The sequence below is a fragment of the Maribellus luteus genome, assembly GCF_003576475.1.
GTDB lineage: Bacteria > Bacteroidota > Bacteroidia > Bacteroidales > Prolixibacteraceae > Draconibacterium > Draconibacterium luteum.
This window is the reverse complement of record NZ_QWGR01000002.1, coordinates 203,207-223,860: the sequence shown is the minus strand read 5'-3', so window position 1 is coordinate 223,860 and position 20,654 is coordinate 203,207. Positions and strand designations below refer to the sequence as shown.

Sequence of the window (20,654 nt, the reverse complement as noted above, 5' to 3'; positions counted from 1 at the left end):
GTTAAATATGATTTTCAACAAAAAATATTTTCAAAAATTAAGCGGGACCCTTCTTTTCGCCACGCTGCTTTTCACCTCGTGTGAAGACCAACTCAGCACCGATCCGGTGGACAGAGTGGTGCCCCATACCGTGGAAGACTACCATGCTGTAATGGTGGGTGGTTTGCCCGGAGTTTACCACGCCTTTACCGACCTGATGACAGACGATGTAGCAGCCAAAAACTACACGTCATTCAATAACCCGAGTGTTTATTCGGAATGGAGTAAGGCTTACCTGTGGATCGACCAGCGGGCGAGCGACCAAGCCTCATCGCCCGAATATGCCTGGCGCTGGTACTACGCTGATATTTACAAACTGAACCTGGTAATTGCCAAGGTAATGGATGCGGAAGGAGACAAAGACTTTGCAGCGTCTATTCTGGGAGAATCACTGCTTTTGCGTGCTTATTCCTACTTTAGTTTGGTTAACCTTTTTGGCAAACACTACGACCCGGCCACCGCAGAAACTGATTTAGGTGTACCGGTTTTGCTGGAGCCGCTTGAGGCAGGATTCCATTACTTTAAAAGGAATACCGTGGCCGAAGTGTACAAACAGATTGAGGACGACCTGCTAAAAGGCCTTGAACTGATCAATGACGAATTCATTGAAAAACCAAAATTTCATTTTACCAAAGTTTCGGCCCTGGCTTTTGCCTCGCGTTTTTACCTGTATAAAGGTGATTACCAGCAAACGCTCGAATACAGTAATAAGGCCTGGGCCATCAATTCAACCTTGCTCGACCACAATGAATTTCCGAACGTGGACGAAGGTGAGGTATTTGAACCGCTGCCACATGCCAACAATTATTTTACCGACGACAGGGAAAACGTATTGTTCATTCGCCCCGGTTATTTTGCTGTAAATTATCTGCGAAGTGGTTATTATGCCAACGATTTTCTGCATACTTATGAATACCGCGATTTACGGCGTGAACAAAATTTCACTTTTACCAATCCTTCCGCGCCCAACTACATCACAACAAAGCTTTCGCTAAGTTACCAACAGTACAATTTCCCGCTGTTCAGAACAGAAGAAGTGCTGCTAAACCGGGCCGAAGCCTATGCCAAACTAGGAGGCGACGACAACAAAGCCGAGGCCATCCGCGACCTGAACACTTTACGCAAGGTTAGGTTCCGTCCGAAATATTACGTTTCCTACAAATTCAGCAATTTCAAAACACAGCAGGAATTGATAGACGCTGTTTTGCTTGAACGACGCAAGGAGTTGTGTTACGAGGGACACCGGTGGTTTGACCTGAAACGCAACGGAGCTCCTGAGATCATACACTATTTTAACGGGCAACTGTATACACTGGAGCAAAACGACCTTCGCTACGTATTGCAGATCCCTGACAACGAATTGATTAATAATCCTGAAATTGAAAAGAACCCAAGATAATTTTGACCATGAAAAAAATATATTTATTGCTTTCAGTTTCTGCATTTGTCTTTCTGATGAATGCCTGTAACTCAGATGATACGCTGGAAATAGAGCCATACGAATACCAGGAAATGGATGTTGACACCACCACTGTTCTCGGTAAAAAGATATACGAGATATACCAGAAATACGAGTCCAAGATTATTTACAACTGGGATTCGCACTTTATCGGAAACGATGCCAACGCTTTTCCTCCCAAGGTAGAAAAGGTGTACGATTTTATTCTGTTAATGGAAGAAATTTGGTTCAAGCCTTATTACAGCGACGAATTTCTGCGCAAGAATCTACCACGTGAGATTGTGCTGATTGGTGGAGCCATTAATTATGGAGAAGAAAACGGGTCCAGTATGAGTGCCGCCGGACAGGCCGATTCGCAGTACCGTATTAACATTGGCCTGGTAAATGACTACGCCCCAGATATGGCACCCAATCGTTACCTGGATTACCGCTTGGAACTTCAAAAAATACTTCACCACGAGTTTGCACACATTCTCAACCGCAGATATGGCTTGCCCAAAGGCTATACTGATATCAGCAAAGGCCTGTACCTTAAAAACACCCATTTTTCTTCGTTAAGCCCCTTGGAGGCCTTAACCCGCGGATTTATCCGCCCCTATGGAGCATCAAACGAAATGGAAGATTTTGCCACACTTTCTGAAATTGCAGTTACACGCTCGAAAGAAACAGTTATGAATAGCCTGTTTAGAATAGTGAATGAGGACGGAACCGGCTATGACTACATCGGAATTACCGAATTCGAAAAAATACATAAAAAATACAGTCTTTTAATCGAGTACTACAAAAATCTGGGAATAGACATTCAACGCATTGGGGATGAGATGGAAGAATGGATCACTAAATATATCGAGGAACATAGCTGATAGACCAAGAAAACTGTCAATACATCATTAAGAATAATTGAACACAAACAAATTCAAAATGCGAAATATTATTAAACTATCAATACTGTTGCTGCTGGGGATTATAGTATTAAACGGGTGCGACGACTCTTCGTACAACCCTTTCCCCGACGATCGGTTGACAGCAGAAGAACACGAACAAAAGATTACCGAGCTGCTTACCGGTTCTGAACATGGCTGGGAGTTTGTTTTAAAACCTGACGGAGACAATGTGGGAGGTTTTAATACAGCTGTAAAATTTAACAGCGACGGAACCTGCGAAATGGTCGGCGACTATTACGAGTACAACTACGCATACGGCACAAAGCCCTTTGATGCCTCCAAAAAGCAAAACGATATCCGATATGCAGTAAAGCATGTTGGCAACTTCGAATTATCGTTCGAGACTTACTGCTTTATACATAAGCTGTATGAACTGGGCTACATCTCAACCTTTCAATACCAGATTGAAAGCTATTCAGAAGAAAAAATCGTCCTTAGTGACGGGAATTCAAAAATGATAATGACTCCTGCCACCAGCGCATCGTGGGACATGAACAGGTTTTTATTGTCAGAATTAAAGTTCAAGCAATTTGTCGACAACACCGTTCTGTTTAACTATCTCCACAAAGGCGAAGCCCCCAAACTGCAACTGAGCATGGGATTTTTTAGCCGTTCTATTGGTTTTTATTATTACAACGAAAAAAGCCAGTTAGAGAATCAGAAAATCGGTTTCTATTACACCGAAGATGGTCTGAAGCTCACACGACCGCTTGCCGTTCCCGGAATGGAAGCCTTCAGTACAATAACTTTTGGAGAGCTGACGGAAGGTGAAGGCATTTCGAAAGTCTTGAACGTAACCCTCGACAATGGCAGCGAATCGTCCTTTTATTCAAGTGTACGCACCATGGTACCTGTTGACGATGGGGTTGAGCACTTCCTTAGAGTTAATGGCATAAGCCTCAACGATGGTGGCCGCTTCTGGAGTTCAAGACCCGCATTCGAAGGCGGTTTCAGGTACGGGAACCTCAGTACTTATTTCGGTGCGGAAAGCAGCCCTTATTTCTCTGATTTCAGTATCTACCTGGGCTATTTCAATCCAAAACTGAATAACACCTACAACTTTTTCAGCTTTGTATACCAGGGCGGCGACCGCGACCCTTTCTACGACGTTTACTTTACCTATGAAACAACGGGAAGCGACCAAATCGTGTTTAAACTCGACACAGAAAAAGGCAACGGCGGATACTCCAGCTACATTACCGACGATGTAAGACAGGAAATAGAAGGTATGGTCAATAAAATGATCCAGCCCGAAGGCTTCACCCTGGTTTCAAACCCTTATGCCAATGCAATTGACGGAAGCTTGTCTCTGTACATAGTCGATAATAAAGACGACGGCTTTATGTACATGCGAACCGGCACCCTTCGTTAACCACGCAAACAATGGCCATTGATAATGAATCTGAATATTAACTAAATAAAATTTCAAGCGTATGAAAAAGCTACTTCTACTTTTTGCATTGACTGCAACGCTCAACGTTGTGGCGCAGGTGCGAGAGCCCTTTGCTCCGGCCGGATCGACCTGGAAATACTGGTATGCCGATGAATTTACTACCGGGTACATTAATGTAACCGTACTTACCGATACAACTTCACTAACCGGCGTAATTAGCGGAACAACCGATACTATTACAGTACAATGTTCCGAAATATATACTCCCAAGGGTATGTGGATAGGCCCCGAGGCGAGACCTCAAGAAGAACCTTCGCCCGAGGAATATAACAAGGAAAGTGCCCGTTATATGTTCAAAGAAGGCAATAAAGCCTACATCTACGACAAGTACGACCAAACTTTCTACAAACTGATTGACATGGATGCCCAACCGGGCGACCAGTGGGAAATGTCTCTGTTTAACGGAACAATTGCAAATGATTATTCGCACTACAAATTCACACAAGACACCACTCAAAGAGTTCCTGAAGAACTTTTGCCCTATTACCGTTATAATACCACTTTGTGTATTACAGAAGAAAACTGGGCTTGTCATCTGGAGAATGCAGACTTCCTTAGTTTTCTGACCAACAATGGCATAACAGAAGACCAAATCGATGTATGGGAGGCTGAAGCCAGTTGCGTGACTACCGGAACTGTTGACGCCGGTCCGGAACACGAGCTTTACACCAAAGCAACCAACCTCTTAACATTAAAAGAATATGAATGGACAGACTCGACCTGGGCTTGTGATTTCAAATATTATAACGATAATATAAAAAAATGGTCGTGGGCTGAAATAACAGGTCCCGAAAAAACTACCATTTTCGGCTTATGCGATGCACCGCTTGCTACGCTTAAAGAGGCTATTCCTATGCCAGAAGAGATTGCAAAACTTTGGAAGAAATCGGACAATTATGATGCGAAGGACGGAGTTCCTACCAATTACAAATTTAAACTGATTACCAGATACAACTGGCCCGCTCACATTGACCGGAATATGGAAACACAATTGCAGAAGCCGGTTGAAGAAGGAGGCCTCGGACTTACAGCAGAACAAATCGACACCGCCTATACCCTATATTCAACCATTGTGTATGTTGATCGCCTTGTACCCGGAGAAGTGGACCTGATTGAAGTAACAGAAAAGAAAAGCATTGAAGTAAGCGGCCAACAAATCCCCGTAGTAGTGATGGGGCCCGCTTGCAAAAGTCTGCTCAACTCGAGTGCTTTGCGCTCGGAAGTAACCCTTAACGGTGCATTTAACATCGACTTTTTTAACCTGATATCAGAACCCTGGCCAAAATGGTTGAAAAGTGGTTCCAGCTATGAAATTCATTACTTAGGATTGTTGTGTGCACAAAATGGCGAAAAATCATTGGAAACTCCGGCCCTGACAAGATACTTCGAAAACGGCCTTAAAGATAAATTTAATGCTGGTAATATTTCGTGCGACGAAATTGAAGCACCAAAATTCAATGTAAGCAATAAATCGGCCCAAATATTTCAGGGCGACAATCCGTTTGGACAAATAAGCAGCACCGGTAACTATTCGCTCAAAAACGGAACGCTGGTTAGTGAGCCTGATTCAGTGCTGATCGTAAACACGGTTGTACATGTTGTTCACAACGAAAACAACCCTCAGGGGAAAATCTCAGAAGTGCAGATCAACGAAATGATGGATGCCATCAACAGCGCGCTGCTTGGAACCAATGATCAATCGGGCGTTAACAAGGCATTTACGGGGGTAATCGGGATACCGGGTGTTAAACTCAAACTCGCCACTCTCGACCCCAACAACGCAGCCACCAATGGCATTGTGTATCATACTACCGAAGAAGAGTTCTTCCAAGTAGGTGCGGGCACAGCACCCGAAGACAAGTACGCTTTTAAGTTCGACGATATTGGTCGCCCTTACAATTGGGACCACAAACGCTATCTGAACATCTACATTGCCGATTTCGACGGTAAAAACGGTGGAGCAGTTGGTGGTTTTGTTACCAACCCACAGCCTACGGGCAGCAACGACCCGCTTTACACTGCCTGGCTCGAAAGCAACGACAGTACCTTCTGGAAAAACTGGCTCGACTCGGAAGACAGCGATGCCGCTGTGCTCGACGGTTTAAGTTTGGACTACTACAACACTTTCCTGGCCGATGAGTTAACACCCGACATCAAGTTCAAAACGGCGATCCACGAGCTCGGACACTATTTTGGGCTAAAACACACCTTTGCACTACTGGTTGAAAAACTAGTACCTATGCCACCACGCCCGCCACAGACAGTTGAAATATTGTACGGCGATAATTTCGACGATACACCGGAGCAATATTACAAAACTACCGTGTACGACAATTGCCAGCGCGAGCTGTACCAGTGTGGCAACCTGATACAAATCAATAATTTTATGGACTACTCGTTGCCATGTGCCTGTATGTTTACAGAACAACAGGCTGCCTACATGCAAAGCTTTACCGAAGCATTGCGCCCGGGAATATTTGTAAAAAAAGATTTCGGAACCGTAACCGGAATTGAAGATATACCTGCCCTTAACTTCGATGTGTGTCCCAACCCTACAAGTGGGATTGTAAATGTGAGCATTATGGACAATAAACCTTTTAGTGTTTATGTTGCCACATCGCAGGGACAAATTATTGATGTGGTTGAAAATGCCTACAACCAGACGGAAATTAACCTGGAAGGACTGCCGTCGGGCATTTATTTCCTCCGGATTGTTTCTGAAGGCAAAATTACGTCATCCAAAATATTGAAACAGTAATAGTTTTAGTTGTTAATAACTCAGGAAGGAGGCTCGTAACGGGGTCTCCTTTTTTTTTCTGAAAGTCAATTTTAAAAAATATCCAATTCTCAATTTTGAATGTAAAATATCTAACCAACCCCTCCCAAAATGCTAAGCAAACGCAGTGAAGCAATCTGTTGTACTGTAATTATTCTTACCGGACAAAAGTGAGTTCAGTTATAACAATCTCCTGCTCCGTCCCCGCTTGTGATTACCTTTCTTATGCACAAATATGAATCGGGAAAAAGCAAGAAAATAAGAAACAGAGGACAAGGAATAACGAATAAAAGAAGGGTCAAACACTGATAACTCAAATTCTATTGATTTTATCTGTTCTATCTGTGATTATCCATCAAAATCATTGTTATCAGCGTTTCGGTTTTACCTCGGATAAGATTAAAAGCTAGCCGGGATTAAAGGTCGGCAAAGGGGTTTATAGTTTTTTTATACGTTCAATCAGTTCGCTGGTGGAGATGCCTTCCACCAGGTCCAGCCGCTCTACTTTTCCGCCGTTGTTTAGCACCGTATCGTGGCCGGCAATTTCTTCAACCTCGTATTGGGCGCCTTTTACCAGCACATCGGGAATAATTTCGGCTATGATCTCTGCGGGTGTTTCCTCGTTAAAAATAATGACGGCATCCACGCACTCAAAAGCCGCCAACACCGCTGCGCGCTCCATCTCTTTCAAAATGGGGCGGTTTTCTCCTTTTAGCATCCGTACCGATTTATCGGAATTCAGCCCCACAATCAGCTTGGTCCCAAGGGCAGCCGATTCCTGCAACGAATCCACATGTCCGTGATGAATCAGGTCGAAACAACCGTTCGTAAAAACAATGGTATTATTGCTCCCTTTCCATATTTGCAAAAGCGGCGAAAAAGAAGCAAAATCTCTGAATATTTTTGATTGCGTCATTAAATTCATAGGAATCAAAAATAACCATAATTCAAACGCACAGCAATAAAAAACCTCACAGTTAATAAAACCGCGAGGTTGCTTATATTTTTCTAATGCAACCGCTAGCTCATTATCAGTTCATGCTCTAATAGGAGTGACTATATTCCCCAAAGAATTTTATTCTCAATAAAAAACGACAGTTCTTATTTTGAGCCATACTTCATCATCTTCATGCACTTTTAACATATTATGTAGTTGAGATTTCCTGTTTTATTCTATTTTTGTTTCCTGATGAACCCCGCTTCATCAACACAGTTTTTCTAAAGGGACAAAAAGTTAGGGATAGAAAACAAAAATACAGAGGTGTTTTTGTTGCAGTAATTTTTAGTAAAAAATGAATTGCCAATTATTTAGTTATTGTCGGGCAATTTATACAAAATAAAACCAAGGGTAAAAAGTAACCCAGCCCTTGTAAAAAAGACCGGGTTACAACAGATGTTTTATTTAACCGGAACGAGGAGCAGCAACTCCCCTTTCCACAAAACTTTACAAAGAAATGAAAAAATTAGTATGGTTTGCTATGGTAGTAGCAGGATTAAGCATTTTTAATGCTTGTGAAAAAAGTGATGAACTGACGGGCCCAAATGATGAAAAATTAGTGGTGGAAACAGTTAAACCCGATGTGTCTTCCGAAGATGGATATTTGGTTTTTAAAAATATTGAAGCCGTAGATAGCATTATCCTGTTGCTTTCCCGAATGACAACTCTTGAAATTGAGGCATGGGAAAAGTCGATGGACATAATTTCTGCCAGAAGTGAATTTGAGCAGCTCTTTTCGGAATATGAAAAACTAAATTCATACGAAGAGTTTCTGACTTTCAAGAATAAAAATCATGAAAAGCTAAAATTTAAAGATTTAGTTGCCGATGACCATTCTATTGACTATCCATATGCCACCATCCACTTTTTACCCGTACTTAATAACAAAGGATTGGTAAAAATTGGTCAATCCTTAATAAAATATACTAAGGAAAATCAGATCCTTATAAAAAATGGAGATATCAATGCTCTTAACAATCTGCACAAAAACATCGAGGACAATAATGTGGTTGTTTCTAAAACTTTAAAATCAGTTGAATCGAACGAACTGGTAGTAGATAATTTCCCTGACTATGACCCATTAAATCGCCTCAACACAGCTTGGCATATGGTGGAAGGAGTATCCAAGCGCAGGATGATTAATGAATTGATTTTTGAAACCTGGCGAGAATACCTTGGAGTAGAGGGGGTTAGCAGCAAATGGAGAAGGGGATATTTTGTATATTTCCAACAACGTGCCCACAAGAAAACCTGGACTGGATGGAATAGCTATACAACCCGTTATTATTTCGATGAAATGAAACTGAGAGTTGGAAACAATGAAACCTGGTTTTTTAATCCAAACCCATACATCACGAGCCCCGAACGGAAAACCGGGCGTGTGAAGATGTATACTTATTATACTCCAATACAGTACTATACTTTATACGGAATCATGGATTTCCTCGAAAGGCCACAAATAAGCTTCTCTGTAAAGACATCATGCCAAGGTTTTGGTGCTGATAAATTGTATGAAATTAAGTTTGAAGAACAAGGGTTCACTCTTACCAATGACTGGAGCCCAAATCCAAGCTATTATAATTGATTCTCTATCATTAAGGGCAGGCAACCACCTGCCCTTCCCTTAAAAACAATGAAACAGAAAACTTTAATTTATTATCTCCTGGTGATGACTTCTTTTTGGCAGGCATGCGAAAAAGAGGTTGATCTTGAAACAAAGCATCCTCAAAAACTTTGCTTAAACTGTGTGTTAAATCCCGATTCGTTAGTAACGGCCGAGCTTACTTTGTCGAGAGATATTAACAACGGTTATAATTTCGAACCTGTCAATGATGCAACTCTTATACTTTATACGGATGAAGGAGACAATGACACCTTAGTTTCGGCGGGTAATGGCAAGTATAGTCTTCATTACAAACCAAGAGAAGGCACTACGTACAGCATTCTTGTGAAGCACAATACATTCGAAGATCTGCAAGCAACTGCCACTGTACCCAACCGCGCTTTTGTTACCTGGAAGACCGATACAACATATAGCTATCCGCAGGAGAATAAGTACTTTGTCCGCGTTGATATGACAGTACACGACAACCCCGACGAAACAAATTACTACTGGATGAAAACCTTTGAAACCAATGCTGTTTTCATCGATGATTTTAACCGCGATATTGATACTGAGTCGAAGTATGGGTATGTTTATTACTATTATCTGCGCTTTTCTGATGTAGGCTATAACGGGCAAACGATGGATTTAACATTTACAAGACTGTCAGGGATAAAATGGTACCTGTGGTCGTGCGACCCACACTACGACAAGTATTTGAAATCAACTTTAAAAGCCCGGCTAAATGCTGAAAAAGATCTTCCGTTTCGCGAACCTGTGCAGATTTACAGCAACATAGAGAATGGTTATGGAATTTTCGGAGCAGTTACCGCAACACGAATAAAATTTTAACATGCAAAGGCTTATCTTATCCATTCTGATATTATTTCCACTTATTACTGTCGCACAAGAGAAATTTACAATTAGCGGCTATGTTGAAGACGAGCTGTCGGGCGAGCGATTGATCGGAGCCAGTGTGCTGGTAGATAAAGCACGTGGTGTTGCCTCTAACCAATATGGGTTCTACAGCCTGACTTTACCTGCCGGAAGCTATGGTTTAGCGTGCAGATACATGGGCTATAAACCTGCGGTTAAAGAAATTAACTTATCCTCCGATACTGTCGTTAACATCAGCTTATCTCTTGGACTGGAATTGAAAGAAGTGCAGGTGACTGCCAGCAAATCAGGTGGCCCCCGCACGGCTTCGTCCTTAAATTATTTCAACCCTGACATGGAAACGATGAACCGCATACCGGCAATACTTGGCGAACAAGACTTATTAAAAGCCATTCAGTTTTTACCGGGCATTAAAGGAGGCGCCGAAAATACCACCGGCTATAGCGTACGGGGAGGCAGCGCGGATCAAAACCTGATTCTGTTGGATGGTGTGCCTGTTTACAATGTAAATCATCTCTTCGGTTTTTTCTCGGTATTTAACAGCGATGCCATAAAGAATGTTTCCTTGTACAAAGGCGGTATTCCTGCGCGCTACGGTGGCAGATTGTCATCAGTTTTAGACATTAACATGAAAGAAGGGAACATGCAACAACAGCATGGCGTGTTATCTGTCAGCCCCATTTCTGCACGCATGACATATGAAGCTCCCATCGTTAAAGACAAAGCTGCCTATATTGTTTCTTTCAGAAGAACAATGCTCGACCTGCCAATGCTGTTGTACCAAAAGCTAATTGGTCTTGAGAATTCAGCCGGATTTAATTTTTACGATCTTAACGCTAAAGCCAACTGGCTTATTAATCCCAGAAACAGGGTCTATTTAAGTGTATATTCTGGGCGCGACAAGCAATTTAGCAAAACCAACCGGGATGGAATAAACAGTAAATACTATTACAAATGGGGAAATATAACCTCAGTGCTTCGGTGGAACCATCAACTATCTTCCAAGCTCTTTTTTAATACTTCTGCCTATTATAGTCAATACGATTTAACAAACTTGATTTTATCAAAAACCGATGAACGTTATGCCAAATACCGCGCAAGCTCATCGCTGAACGATCTAAGCTTAACTTCTGACATGGATTGGTACCTGTCGCCGAGCTACACATTAAGAATGGGAGGCAAGGCAACAATCATGCATTTTGCTCCCAATATTATCCAAACTATTGATGATGAATATGAAACCAAACGAAACCAGGAAGATAAAAACACTGCAAACAATCTGGAGCTTTATGCTGAAAACGAACTAACGATCAAGAAGATCAGAGCTAATATGGGGCTAAGAACTGTTCTTTTTGATACGGGGGAAAAGAACTATGTGTCAGTGGAGCCAAGGTTTGCCCTTAAATACAACGCAGATAACGGACTAGCCGGAAACATTGCTTTTACCCAAATGTCTCAATTTATTCATCTGCTATCCAATTCTTCACTTGGTCTGCCCACCGATTTATGGGTTGGCTCAACAGATGTGGTTACCCCCCAGAAAAGCTGGCAATATTCGGCAGGTATTGAAAAACGTTTTTTAGATTATTCTGTAGGGGTTGAGGCTTATTACAAAGAGATGGAAAATGTGATCCGATTTACAGAAGGAGCCGTTTTTTTAAGCTCACAGAATAAAAACTGGATGGAGAACATTAATGTTGGACAAGGCAAAGCCTACGGTGCCGAGTTTATGATAAAAAAAGAAAAGGGGTCTTTAACCGGGATGCTCTCTTATACGCTGGCATGGTCAGAACGACAATTTAACGAAGTAAATCAAGGTGCCTGGTTTTCCTATAAATACGACAGAAGACATGATCTTTCTTTGCTGGGGGAGTATCAGATATTTAAGTCGGACTGGCAAGAAAAAACATTCTCGTTCGGATTTACACTTCAGTCAGGGAACAACCTAAGCATACCCGATGTTGAATACCAGGGCTTACCAATGCCGGGCATGGAAGACTATTTGGGAGGAATACCCGAGTGGTCGACGGTAAGACAAACATATGACAATCCCAATAATTTTAGAATGCCGGTATTTCATCATCTTGATTTGGGGTACAGCACCAAGCGCATTAAAAAACAAGGGAAAAGTATCACATGGACATTCTCGGTTTACAATGTCTACAACCGAATGAATCCATGGTACTACTACAAAGATACCCGGGGTAAAGTGAAACAGGTATCAATCTTCCCTATCATGCCCTCAGTCAGTTACAAATATTCATTTTAAAAACGCTCATCATGAAACAATTCTCAGTGTTCTTTCTTTTGACCATCTTCTCTCTTTTGTCTGTAGCCCAAAAAAGGTTTGAAGTGTCAGCCACCGGAAAGCTTGGCTACTACTTTCCCGGAACTGAAAACACCCCATACTTTTCTCCGGACAATACATTTTCGCCCGGATTGGGTGTTTCTTTCAATTACCATGTGCTTAAACGTACAACACTATCGCTCGGGCTCGAAGGAGTTTACCTTAAACCCGCCATGATTGATCACTACCGTGAGCCTGTTGATGTTAAGTGGCACAGACTAGACATCCCTTTTGAAATACGTCAGGGTATAGGAGAATCATTTTTTGTTGCAGGAGGGGCAACCCTTGCCAGGCAAATAACCGGATACCGCAGCGGACAGAAAATACCGGAATACAACTGGCAAACAGGAATAGGATGGATGTTTGAGAAATTCGCCTTATCACTGCATTACGAGGGTGGTTTTAGCAAAATCGAGAAAAAGATTACACTCGGTCCCAACGAGTGGGCAACAACCGACATCAAACACCGCGAAGTTTACCTGAAAATCAGCTATCCTTTATCCAACCTCCGTTCTATTGCCAAAAAGCAATAAAAAAAGTGAATACCGAACTGTTTTCTGCTGACTTAGCAATCAAACAATCGATTCACCTACTTTGGGGTTGGTCGTCACCCACTATCAGCTTATGCTCATAGAGGGGTGATGACTTTTCTAAATCTTATACAAGGCTATTGGTTTCGGTATCGGGGAAAACAAGGCTGGGCTTAAAGGTTTTGGCTTCCTCAAAGTCCATGATTCCGTATGAAATAATGATCACCACATCGCCTACAGCTACTTTGCGCGCTGCAGGGCCATTTAAACAAATGGTGCCCGAACCACGCTCACCTTTAATAACATAGGTCTCGAGCCGTTCGCCATTGTTGATGTTTACCACCTGCACTTTTTCGTTTTCAATCAGGTTGGCTGCATCCATCAGATCCTCGTCGATAGTAATGCTGCCCACGTATTGCAGGTTGGCCTCGGTAACGGTTACTTTATGAATTTTTGATTTACAAACTTCAATTTGCATGGCTATTCAATTCTTCGTTCTAAATCCTCTTCTCTTTTTACTTAATCTCAGTACTTAGATCTAACTCACTCAATACTAAAAAACAATGTTGTCGATCAGTCTGATCTTTCCGCAATAAACAGCAATGCACCCCACTTTTATGGAATTGTCATCCCAACTCTTTACTGGTTGCAATTGCTCGTCGTCCACTATTGCAAAATACTCCACTTCCAGAAACGGGTTATTGTTTACTTCGCTTGTCACCCATTCTGCAAGTTCTCTTACGTTTTTTTGTCCGCGAAGTTCTTTGGCCTTGAAAAGCGTTCTTGAAATCGCTACTGCATTTTCGCGCTGCTCTCTGGTTAGCAGCTCGTTGCGCGAACTCATCGCCAAACCACCCGGTTCGCGAACAATGGCGCAAGGTACAATTTCGACCGGAAGTTGCAGCTGTTTTACCATGTTTTTTATGATGGCAAGTTGCTGAAAGTCTTTCAACCCGAAATATGCTTTGGCCGGTCGCACCATTTCAAACAAGCGGCTTACCACCTGCGCAACCCCGTTAAAATGCCCCGGGCGGAATTTTCCTTCCATCACCTTTTCGAGGTCACCAAAATTAAATTTCCGGGTGTCTTTTTCGGGATAAATTTCGTGCACCGCCGGTGCAAAAACAATGCTGCATCCGGTGGGTTCGAGCAATGCCAAATCGGCCTCCAAAGTACGCGGATAACGCTCCAGATCTTTGGGGTCGTTAAACTGGGTAGGGTTTACAAAAATGCTTACCACAACCGCTTTGTTCTCAGCCACTGCCTGCTTTACAAGCGACAAATGCCCCTGGTGCAAAGCACCCATGGTTGGAACAAATCCGGGGCCCTGTTCGTGGCCCGCTTTCTTTAGTTCCTTTTGCAGATCTTCTACTGTCCTTACGAGTTTCATACCCCTCAATTTGCGGCTGCAAAGTAAACAAATATAATTGTGAAAATACCACAATTTCACGGCAGAGTAACTGAACCTAACCCACTTAAATTGATTAATTGGTTTATTTTTATTAATTTTGCCCCCTGTTTTTAACTGCACTATAGGTTGATGGAAAAGAAAAGAATCCTTTATATCTCACAAGAAATAACACCTTACTTACCAGAAAGCGAAATGTCGGAAACAGCCCGGTATTTGCCGCAAGGTGTTCAGGAAAGAGGCAGAGAGATCAGAACATTTATGCCCCGTTATGGCTGTGTAAACGAGCGTCGTAACCAGCTCCACGAAGTAATCCGTTTATCCGGAATGAACCTTGTTATTAATGATACCGATCATCCGCTAATCATAAAGGTGGCGTCGATTCAGGCGGCACGGATGCAGGTATATTTTATTGACAACGAAGACTATTTTCAGCGTAAATCGGTCCTCAAGGATGATAAAGGAAACGAATTTGAAGACAACGACGAACGTGCCGTTTTCTTTGCGCGCGGCGTACTCGAAACTGTAATTAAGCTGCGTTGGGCGCCCGATATTATTCACTGTCACGGGTGGTTAACCTCGCTGGTTCCGCTGTATATTAAGAAATACTATTACAACGACCCGCTGTTTAGCCAGTCGAAAGTAGTGTATTCGGTTTACGACGACGATTTCAAAAAAACACTCGACCCGCGCTTTAACGAAAAGCTGCTGCTTGAGGGAATTACGAAAGAAGATGTGGAGGCGATCAACGACCCAACCTTCTTTAATGTAAGCAAACTCGCCATCGATTATTCGGATGCTGCCATTCAGGGAACGGCCAGCATTAACAGCGATGTGAAGGATTATATTAAACAATCGGGTAAATTATTTTTGGATTATCACCCCAGAGAAACTTACATTGATGCCTATAACGAGTTTTACGACAAGGTTTAGCATCAAAACTTTGTTAAAAGATCAAAATAAATTTTAAAATCTTCATTTAAACAATGATTGCCGAAATGCTCTCGTTGTTTTTTCATACGTTTGTGTGATTGAAGAGAAAACAGAAAAGCATACTAATTAAAATCGGAAATTACGTGAGAAAACATATTCATCAGGTACTTCGTTTCGGAACCGGATTCCTGTTCCTTGTTTTTGCATTTACTGCCTGTAACGATAAAAACGATCTGGGACTGGAACTGCTTCCCGGTGAAGATCTGATCAATGTAAAAAGTGTAGTGGTAAAAAGCGATATTTCAGCTTTTACTTTTACCGAAGACAGCATTGTAACAAGTGAACATTCCACCAACCTGTTGGGAAGTATCAACGACGAGGTTTTTGGGAACACCACCGTTAGTTTTGCATCGCAGTTCAGGCTTACTTCGTATCCCGATTTTGGTGACAACCCGGTGGCCGACTCTACCTTTTTGTTTCTGTATTACAGGATTATTTACGGAGATACCATTACACCGCAGAATCTGAAAGTTTACGAACTGACAGAACCTTTGAATCCGGACATTGAGTACACCCAGGAAACCGATTTGAAAATGATGGCTTCCAACAACGTGTTGGGAGAACTCACTTTCACACCTAAAGTGGAACTGGATTCTGCATCGCAGGACACGTTGTACCAGTACCTGAAAATTCCGATCGACAACGCGCTTGGAAATAGAATTGTAACGGCTGACTCGCTTGATTTGTCAACCAACGCAGCTTTTCTGAGCCTCTTTAAAGGCTTGTATATTGAAGCAGAGAAACTGGCAGCTTCGGCAAGTGGGACCCTGCTTTCGATTGAAACGGTGCCAACGTCTACGTTCAACGGATCGGTACTCGCGGTTTATTACAACAACGACGAAAACCGACACAAATACGAAGTGGACACACTCACTCCGGATACGCTTTCAAGAGTTTTCAGAATTACGCAGTACAGCGCCAGGGTTAGTAACATTACGCACGACTATTCGGGTACTGCTTTTGAAAACAACCTGGACCAGGTAGAAGAGCAACAGGAACACATTTATATTCAGCCTACAGGGGGATTAAAATCAAAGATCTTTATTGATAATCTTCTGCAATGGCAGGATTCAACCAAAACTGCCATAAACAAAGCAGAGCTGGTTTTCCAGATCGATACCATTGCCAGCAACAAGGATAAATATGTGCCGCCTTCGCGCTTAATACTTACCTACGTTGATAAAAACGGAGAAGAAAAACTCCCCGTTGACGCCGGCTTTAATTCGTTTTATTTTGATGGTTATTTACGAAGCGATTACACCTACCATTTTAATATTACGCAGCATCTACAGAGGATTATCGATGTAACCGACCCCAGCAAAGAAGAATATGTTGGCAACCAGGGCTTTTACCTGACAACCGGGCGTCGCCCCGATTTTGCCAACCGCGTAGTACTGCACGGGGCCGACCAACCCGATGGAATAAAGCTGGTCATCACTTATTCGAAATACTTGCAATAGCAAAATATAAAAGACACAAAAAGGGCGGATCAAAAAAGAATGATCCGCCCTTTTTTATGCCTGTCAGTTTGCTTTACTTGGTGGTAATCTTTACAATGGTGATTTCATTGTTCTTATCATCTCTTTTTACATCAATGGTTTTGATATCCAGCTTTTTCAAGTCCTTTATTTTATCGGCATCCACCTTTTTGCCGTTCAGAAAATAAACCGTACTGTCACCCGGGTAATTTAGGAAAATAGGCTCGCGCTGGTATCTCTCGGCCATTTCACGGTACCTTTCGGCCACTTCCATCTCTCTTTGTGCCTGTCTTTCTGTCCGTTCCTGGATACGTTTTACCTGCTCTTCGGAAAGTTCCACCTGCCGCTCGGCCATTTCGCGGGCGCGGGCTTCTATCACTTCCATCCTGCCTTGGTCGAAATATTCAGAAGCACCGGTTCCGTACAAATAATACGAACTCTTATTGTCAATTTTATTGAGGTTCTCCAGCCCCCGTATATTCAGGGCAGAGCTCAAAGAAGCCACATTCGCCAAATCAATATCTCCGTCCAGCTCCACCAGCGAGGTCACCGCCGACGAGTTGGTGATTAACGCCAGTGAGCTGATCTTGTCGTTCTCTTTCTTCAGGTAAACTTTCACATCTTCGCCCATTCGTTTTTCGGTTTTCAGCAAGGTAAATCCGCCTCCTTTGTAGTGGTTCAGCAACTCACCATGCAACACCTCCAGGCTCTCGTTTTTGGGTTTTTCACTTTTGTTGACGCCCGTACTTAAGGCTTCTATTCCGAGTCCGACTTTGCTTTGGGAAACCACCATAATTCGGTCCAGTTTTTTCAGGGCGGCCGCCACTTCCGACGTTTCATCCAGCTTTTTTCGTTTCAGGTAAAGGTCAAACATATCACTGGTCAGCATGCTGGCACTAAAACCGTCATTATCGGCATATTTTCCGGTGAGGGTTTCAAAAAACCGCTGCGTATCCTGCGCCTGAACACCTACCGAAAGCAGCAGTACAAACGCTATTAAAATCAATCGTTTCATTGCTTTATTTTTTAATTTGTTATTCTATTTTGTTGGCAACCGGGCCTGCAGTACCCGGTTTCATTTTCTAATTAATAACGATCTCCACATCGTCGTCCACCCAAAGTACCAGCATTTGCTTTTGCTCTTCGGGCTGAAGGCTCTCTGAAACCTGGAGCAAGGCCTGCTCCATCATACGAAAGTCGTTCTCCATTTTACTGATCCGCTTATTCCGGACATCCAGGAAAACCGTCAGTACAATTAAAATAACCGCCGCCGCTGACCCCATGCTTGTCAAGCGTCTTATTTTGAACGACCGGGTCCTCCGTTTTTCAACAGCTCTCATTAATTCTTCTTCCAAACCATCGGGTAAAATGGCCTCTTGTCCGAAAAAGTCCAGCATATCCTGTTCTGCATCCGGTAATTCATTTTCCGGTGCGAGTTGTTTTAACTCCCGCTCTTCATCCAGCGATGATTCTCCTCTATAATATTTCTCCAACAGTTCTTCTCGTCTGGTCATAATCGTACATTTTTTCAACTTCTTCTTTCACTTTCTGGCGTGCCCTCGAAAGGATTACCCTCACGTAAGACACTTCAAATCCGGTCATTTCACTGATCTCATCAAACTCCATCCCATCAATGTCGCGCAGCTGAATAACGGTCCGGTACTTTTCCGGCAATACATCAATGGCTTTCCGTACATGCGAATAACGTTCCCGGGTTTCCATTCCGCTGTCCTCATCCCGCAAATCCCTGATCTTCTGCTCCTCTTTCTCGCCTATTCGCAACGGCCGTTTCTTTTTTAAAAGATCAAAGCTGTGGTTCTTTGCAATGGTTATAATGTAGGCAGAAGGATTCGAGCAATTTTGCAGTTCGTTCCTCTTGTTCCACAATTTCACCATCAGATCCTGCAACGCATCGCGCGTTTCTTCCTCATCTTTCAAAATTCGGAAAAGCATCGGATACAACTTCCGGGAAAATGGAATCACCGTATTTTTAAACTCTTCGGACGTCATCTGCTACATTTGACGATTGATCTTTCAATTTATAACAAACCGTATTTAATTTTCAGAAATAATTTAACCATCTGCGGTTGAACCTTTATCGCTGTTCCCGTTCAAATGCTTATTTTTGCCCCCTCAAAAATGACACTGGTCCAATTCATAACGTTTTTACTGATCGGCATCGGGCTAAGTTTCGATTCTTTTGCCGTATCGGTCTCCTGCGGGTTACTGCGACGTGAAATTCAATTTCTGCAGGCATGCAAAGTAGCGGCTTCGCTGGCCTTTTTCCAGGCACTTTTCCCCTTGTTGGGCTGGTTTATCGGAAGTGCCGTCGAAAATATACTTAAATCAGTCGATCACTGGATCGCGTTTGGGTTACTGGCGGCTATCGGTGGTAAAATGATTTTTGAAGGCATCAGGGATAACGGTTCGCTCAACAACCTCGATCCGTTTAAAACGAGTGTGCTGATCGGGCTTTCCATCGCCACCAGCATCGATGCTTTTGTGGTAGGAATCAGTTACGGCTTCCTTGAGATCCCCATTTTTCTTCCGGTTTTGGTGATTGGGGCGGTTACTTTTATTGCGTCCATGCTGGGAATGCTTTTCGGAAAATACATCCCCGCCAAACGCAGCCATCAGTCCATTATCCTCGGAGGGATCATTTTAATTCTGATGGGATTTAAAATTCTGGCTGAACACCTTTGGTTTTAAGGATCAACTCGTCTGACTTTCAGCGTCACCTCGTAATCTTCCTGTTCAATCTCGCGTGAAATATCGGGATAAGGACTTACATCCACCAATTCAATTTCGTAGTTCTGCACCGTATCTTTTGGCTGACGGACTGTGCTCAGCACCAGTTCCTGTACGTTCTGTGTCCTCACATACAAATAAACGGTAGCCTCCCCTTCCCAAATACAAACAACGCCGGTGGGACAACGCGAATCACTCACATGTTCCACACTAATGCTCAACCCGTGATCCACCGAAGCGTATTCTTCCTGAAGCGCAAAACGCTGCCCGCTGTCCAACTGAAAAACATGATCATCGTCTCCTGAACTACATGCCGAAAACACCAGCATTCCCATTAAAACCAACTCCCGGATTTTCATTGTTCTCAAATTTTACTGATTCAATTGTTTCTACGCATTGCTTTTGTTACCTGCCTCTCCATTAAAAGGACGCAATTTTAACAAAAATGGTTGCGTTTGCATTTCGCTACTTTCTATTCAGGTTTTGCTGAAAAAAACCTTACTTTCACACTACCAAAAAGGGACTGACATATGCCGAGGATAAGGGTAACCAAGCGTTTTGATTTTGAAATGGCCCATGCACTTTTAGCTTACAACGGAGTTTGCAAAAACGTTCATGGCCATACGTACGAACTGGAAGTGACATTGATAGGTGATGCCAAAAACGAACCCGGTCATCCGGAAGACGGGATGGTGATGGATTTCGGACAGCTAAAAAACATCGTCAATACAAAAATCATCCAGTTTTTTGATCATGCACTGGTTATTAACGCACTTACCCCGGCGCCTCAGAAAGAAGCATTGGCGCTGACTACCGAACGCCTCACCGTGCTCGGTTTTCAACCCACTTCCGAAAACCTGGTCACTTATTTTGCAGGTATTCTTCAACAAGAAATCCCTTCAAACGTTTCACTATTTAGCCTGCGGCTTTACGAAACCAAAACTTCGTTTGCCGAATGGTTTGCATCCGATAATCAGTAAAA

General features: G+C 42.9%; 19 protein-coding genes. 12 read left to right on the top strand and 7 right to left on the bottom strand.

The genetic code is table 11. From position 1 onward, the window contains the following. Positions 1-7 precede the first annotated feature (7 nt). The 4 genes from D1614_RS03740 to D1614_RS03725 all read left to right on the top strand — a co-directional run bounded on the left by D1614_RS03740 (position 8) and on the right by D1614_RS03725 (position 6,653). On the top strand, positions 8-1,438 hold the full coding sequence (locus tag D1614_RS03740; RefSeq protein ID WP_119436554.1) for a RagB/SusD family nutrient uptake outer membrane protein: 1,431 nt from the start codon (positions 8-10) through the stop codon (positions 1,436-1,438). Positions 1,439-1,446: 8 nt separating this feature from the next. Next, the gene (locus tag D1614_RS03735; protein WP_119436553.1) at positions 1,447-2,361 is read left to right on the top strand and encodes a substrate import-associated zinc metallohydrolase lipoprotein; all 915 of its coding nucleotides are present in this window, start codon (positions 1,447-1,449) and stop codon (positions 2,359-2,361) included. A 58-nt stretch (positions 2,362-2,419) separates the two neighbouring features. Beyond that, the gene (locus D1614_RS03730) at positions 2,420-3,814 is read left to right on the top strand and encodes a DUF4302 domain-containing protein (protein WP_119436552.1); all 1,395 of its coding nucleotides are present in this window, start codon (positions 2,420-2,422) and stop codon (positions 3,812-3,814) included. Positions 3,815-3,875: 61 nt separating this feature from the next. After that, a complete protein-coding gene (locus D1614_RS03725; protein ID WP_119436551.1) occupies positions 3,876-6,653 on the top strand; it encodes a zinc-dependent metalloprotease in 2,778 nt (925 codons plus the stop codon). A 454-nt stretch (positions 6,654-7,107) separates the two neighbouring features. On the opposite strand, the gene rfaE2 is transcribed toward D1614_RS03725, so the two are convergent. Further along, complete coding sequence (rfaE2, locus tag D1614_RS03720) at positions 7,108-7,587, bottom strand: D-glycero-beta-D-manno-heptose 1-phosphate adenylyltransferase (protein WP_119436550.1); 480 nt, start codon at positions 7,585-7,587, stop codon at positions 7,108-7,110. A 538-nt stretch (positions 7,588-8,125) separates the two neighbouring features. On the opposite strand from rfaE2, the gene D1614_RS03715 reads away from it, so the two are divergent. The 4 genes from D1614_RS03715 to D1614_RS03700 are packed head-to-tail and all read left to right on the top strand — an operon-like array spanning position 8,126 to position 13,048. After that, on the top strand, positions 8,126-9,253 hold the full coding sequence (locus D1614_RS03715; RefSeq protein WP_119436549.1) for a hypothetical protein: 1,128 nt from the start codon (positions 8,126-8,128) through the stop codon (positions 9,251-9,253). A 48-nt stretch (positions 9,254-9,301) separates the two neighbouring features. Next, on the top strand, positions 9,302-10,123 hold the full coding sequence (locus tag D1614_RS03710; protein ID WP_119436548.1) for a DUF4249 domain-containing protein: 822 nt from the start codon (positions 9,302-9,304) through the stop codon (positions 10,121-10,123). Between the two features lies 1 nt (position 10,124). Further along, positions 10,125-12,437: a TonB-dependent receptor gene (locus D1614_RS03705; RefSeq protein ID WP_119436547.1), complete on the top strand. Its 2,313-nt coding sequence runs from the start codon at positions 10,125-10,127 to the stop codon at positions 12,435-12,437. 11 nt (positions 12,438-12,448) lie between these two features. Beyond that, the gene (locus D1614_RS03700; RefSeq protein WP_147384003.1) at positions 12,449-13,048 is read left to right on the top strand and encodes a hypothetical protein; all 600 of its coding nucleotides are present in this window, start codon (positions 12,449-12,451) and stop codon (positions 13,046-13,048) included. Positions 13,049-13,172: 124 nt separating this feature from the next. Here the strand turns inward: D1614_RS03700 and panD are convergent, their stop codons facing one another. Together panD and panC are read right to left on the bottom strand one after the other, a co-directional pair. Further along, positions 13,173-13,523: an aspartate 1-decarboxylase gene (gene panD, locus D1614_RS03695; RefSeq protein WP_119436545.1), complete on the bottom strand. Its 351-nt coding sequence runs from the start codon at positions 13,521-13,523 to the stop codon at positions 13,173-13,175. A gap of 75 nt (positions 13,524-13,598) precedes the next feature. Continuing rightward, complete coding sequence (gene panC / locus D1614_RS03690; protein WP_119436544.1) at positions 13,599-14,435, bottom strand: pantoate--beta-alanine ligase; 837 nt, start codon at positions 14,433-14,435, stop codon at positions 13,599-13,601. Between the two features lie 150 nt (positions 14,436-14,585). Here panC and D1614_RS03685 point away from each other — a divergent pair, with 150 nt between their 5' ends. Together D1614_RS03685 and D1614_RS03680 are read left to right on the top strand one after the other, a co-directional pair. Beyond that, on the top strand, positions 14,586-15,386 hold the full coding sequence (locus D1614_RS03685; RefSeq protein WP_119436543.1) for a glycogen/starch synthase: 801 nt from the start codon (positions 14,586-14,588) through the stop codon (positions 15,384-15,386). 143 nt (positions 15,387-15,529) lie between these two features. Beyond that, positions 15,530-16,906, top strand: a complete 1,377-nt coding sequence (locus tag D1614_RS03680; RefSeq protein ID WP_162304396.1) for a DUF4270 domain-containing protein — start codon at positions 15,530-15,532, stop codon at positions 16,904-16,906. A 73-nt stretch (positions 16,907-16,979) separates the two neighbouring features. Here D1614_RS03680 and D1614_RS03675 read toward each other — a convergent pair whose 3' ends face one another. From D1614_RS03675 to D1614_RS03665, 3 genes are all read right to left on the bottom strand, one after another. Next, positions 16,980-17,939 carry a DUF4252 domain-containing protein gene (locus tag D1614_RS03675; RefSeq protein ID WP_119436541.1) on the bottom strand — a complete coding sequence of 320 codons (960 nt, stop codon included), beginning with the start codon at positions 17,937-17,939 and terminating at the stop codon, positions 16,980-16,982. 67 nt (positions 17,940-18,006) lie between these two features. Next, positions 18,007-18,438, bottom strand: a complete 432-nt coding sequence (locus tag D1614_RS03670; RefSeq protein ID WP_147384001.1) for a hypothetical protein — start codon at positions 18,436-18,438, stop codon at positions 18,007-18,009. Next, positions 18,401-18,934, bottom strand: a complete 534-nt coding sequence (locus D1614_RS03665) for a GFO_1088 family ECF-type sigma factor (RefSeq protein ID WP_119436539.1) — start codon at positions 18,932-18,934, stop codon at positions 18,401-18,403. Before D1614_RS03665 ends, D1614_RS03670 begins: the two co-directional genes overlap by 38 nt. 129 nt (positions 18,935-19,063) lie before the next feature. On the opposite strand from D1614_RS03665, the gene D1614_RS03660 reads away from it, so the two are divergent. Further along, complete coding sequence (locus tag D1614_RS03660; protein WP_162304395.1) at positions 19,064-19,633, top strand: manganese efflux pump MntP; 570 nt, start codon at positions 19,064-19,066, stop codon at positions 19,631-19,633. On the opposite strand, the gene D1614_RS03655 is transcribed toward D1614_RS03660, so the two are convergent. After that, a complete protein-coding gene (locus tag D1614_RS03655) occupies positions 19,630-20,031 on the bottom strand; it encodes a hypothetical protein (protein ID WP_119436537.1) in 402 nt (133 codons plus the stop codon). The two genes, D1614_RS03660 and D1614_RS03655, sit on opposite strands and share 4 nt — an antisense overlap. 171 nt (positions 20,032-20,202) lie before the next feature. On the opposite strand from D1614_RS03655, the gene D1614_RS03650 reads away from it, so the two are divergent. Beyond that, the gene (locus tag D1614_RS03650; RefSeq protein WP_119436536.1) at positions 20,203-20,652 is read left to right on the top strand and encodes a 6-pyruvoyl trahydropterin synthase family protein; all 450 of its coding nucleotides are present in this window, start codon (positions 20,203-20,205) and stop codon (positions 20,650-20,652) included. Positions 20,653-20,654: the final 2 nt, after the last annotated feature.

Coding starts and splice junctions, on each gene's coding strand:
- D1614_RS03740 (WP_119436554.1), top strand. CDS start 8: ATGATTTTCAACAAAAAATATTTTCAAAAATTAAGCGGGACCCTTCTT.
- D1614_RS03735 (WP_119436553.1), top strand. CDS start 1,447: ATGAAAAAAATATATTTATTGCTTTCAGTTTCTGCATTTGTCTTTCTG.
- D1614_RS03730 (WP_119436552.1), top strand. CDS start 2,420: ATGCGAAATATTATTAAACTATCAATACTGTTGCTGCTGGGGATTATA.
- D1614_RS03725 (WP_119436551.1), top strand. CDS start 3,876: ATGAAAAAGCTACTTCTACTTTTTGCATTGACTGCAACGCTCAACGTT.
- rfaE2 (WP_119436550.1), bottom strand. CDS start 7,587: ATGACGCAATCAAAAATATTCAGAGATTTTGCTTCTTTTTCGCCGCTT.
- D1614_RS03715 (WP_119436549.1), top strand. CDS start 8,126: ATGAAAAAATTAGTATGGTTTGCTATGGTAGTAGCAGGATTAAGCATT.
- D1614_RS03710 (WP_119436548.1), top strand. CDS start 9,302: ATGAAACAGAAAACTTTAATTTATTATCTCCTGGTGATGACTTCTTTT.
- D1614_RS03705 (WP_119436547.1), top strand. CDS start 10,125: ATGCAAAGGCTTATCTTATCCATTCTGATATTATTTCCACTTATTACT.
- D1614_RS03700 (WP_147384003.1), top strand. CDS start 12,449: ATGAAACAATTCTCAGTGTTCTTTCTTTTGACCATCTTCTCTCTTTTG.
- panD (WP_119436545.1), bottom strand. CDS start 13,523: ATGCAAATTGAAGTTTGTAAATCAAAAATTCATAAAGTAACCGTTACC.
- panC (WP_119436544.1), bottom strand. CDS start 14,435: ATGAAACTCGTAAGGACAGTAGAAGATCTGCAAAAGGAACTAAAGAAA.
- D1614_RS03685 (WP_119436543.1), top strand. CDS start 14,586: ATGGAAAAGAAAAGAATCCTTTATATCTCACAAGAAATAACACCTTAC.
- D1614_RS03675 (WP_119436541.1), bottom strand. CDS start 17,939: ATGAAACGATTGATTTTAATAGCGTTTGTACTGCTGCTTTCGGTAGGT.
- D1614_RS03670 (WP_147384001.1), bottom strand. CDS start 18,438: ATGACCAGACGAGAAGAACTGTTGGAGAAATATTATAGAGGAGAATCA.
- D1614_RS03665 (WP_119436539.1), bottom strand. CDS start 18,934: ATGACGTCCGAAGAGTTTAAAAATACGGTGATTCCATTTTCCCGGAAG.
- D1614_RS03660 (WP_162304395.1), top strand. CDS start 19,064: ATGACACTGGTCCAATTCATAACGTTTTTACTGATCGGCATCGGGCTA.
- D1614_RS03655 (WP_119436537.1), bottom strand. CDS start 20,031: ATGAAAATCCGGGAGTTGGTTTTAATGGGAATGCTGGTGTTTTCGGCA.
- D1614_RS03650 (WP_119436536.1), top strand. CDS start 20,203: ATGCCGAGGATAAGGGTAACCAAGCGTTTTGATTTTGAAATGGCCCAT.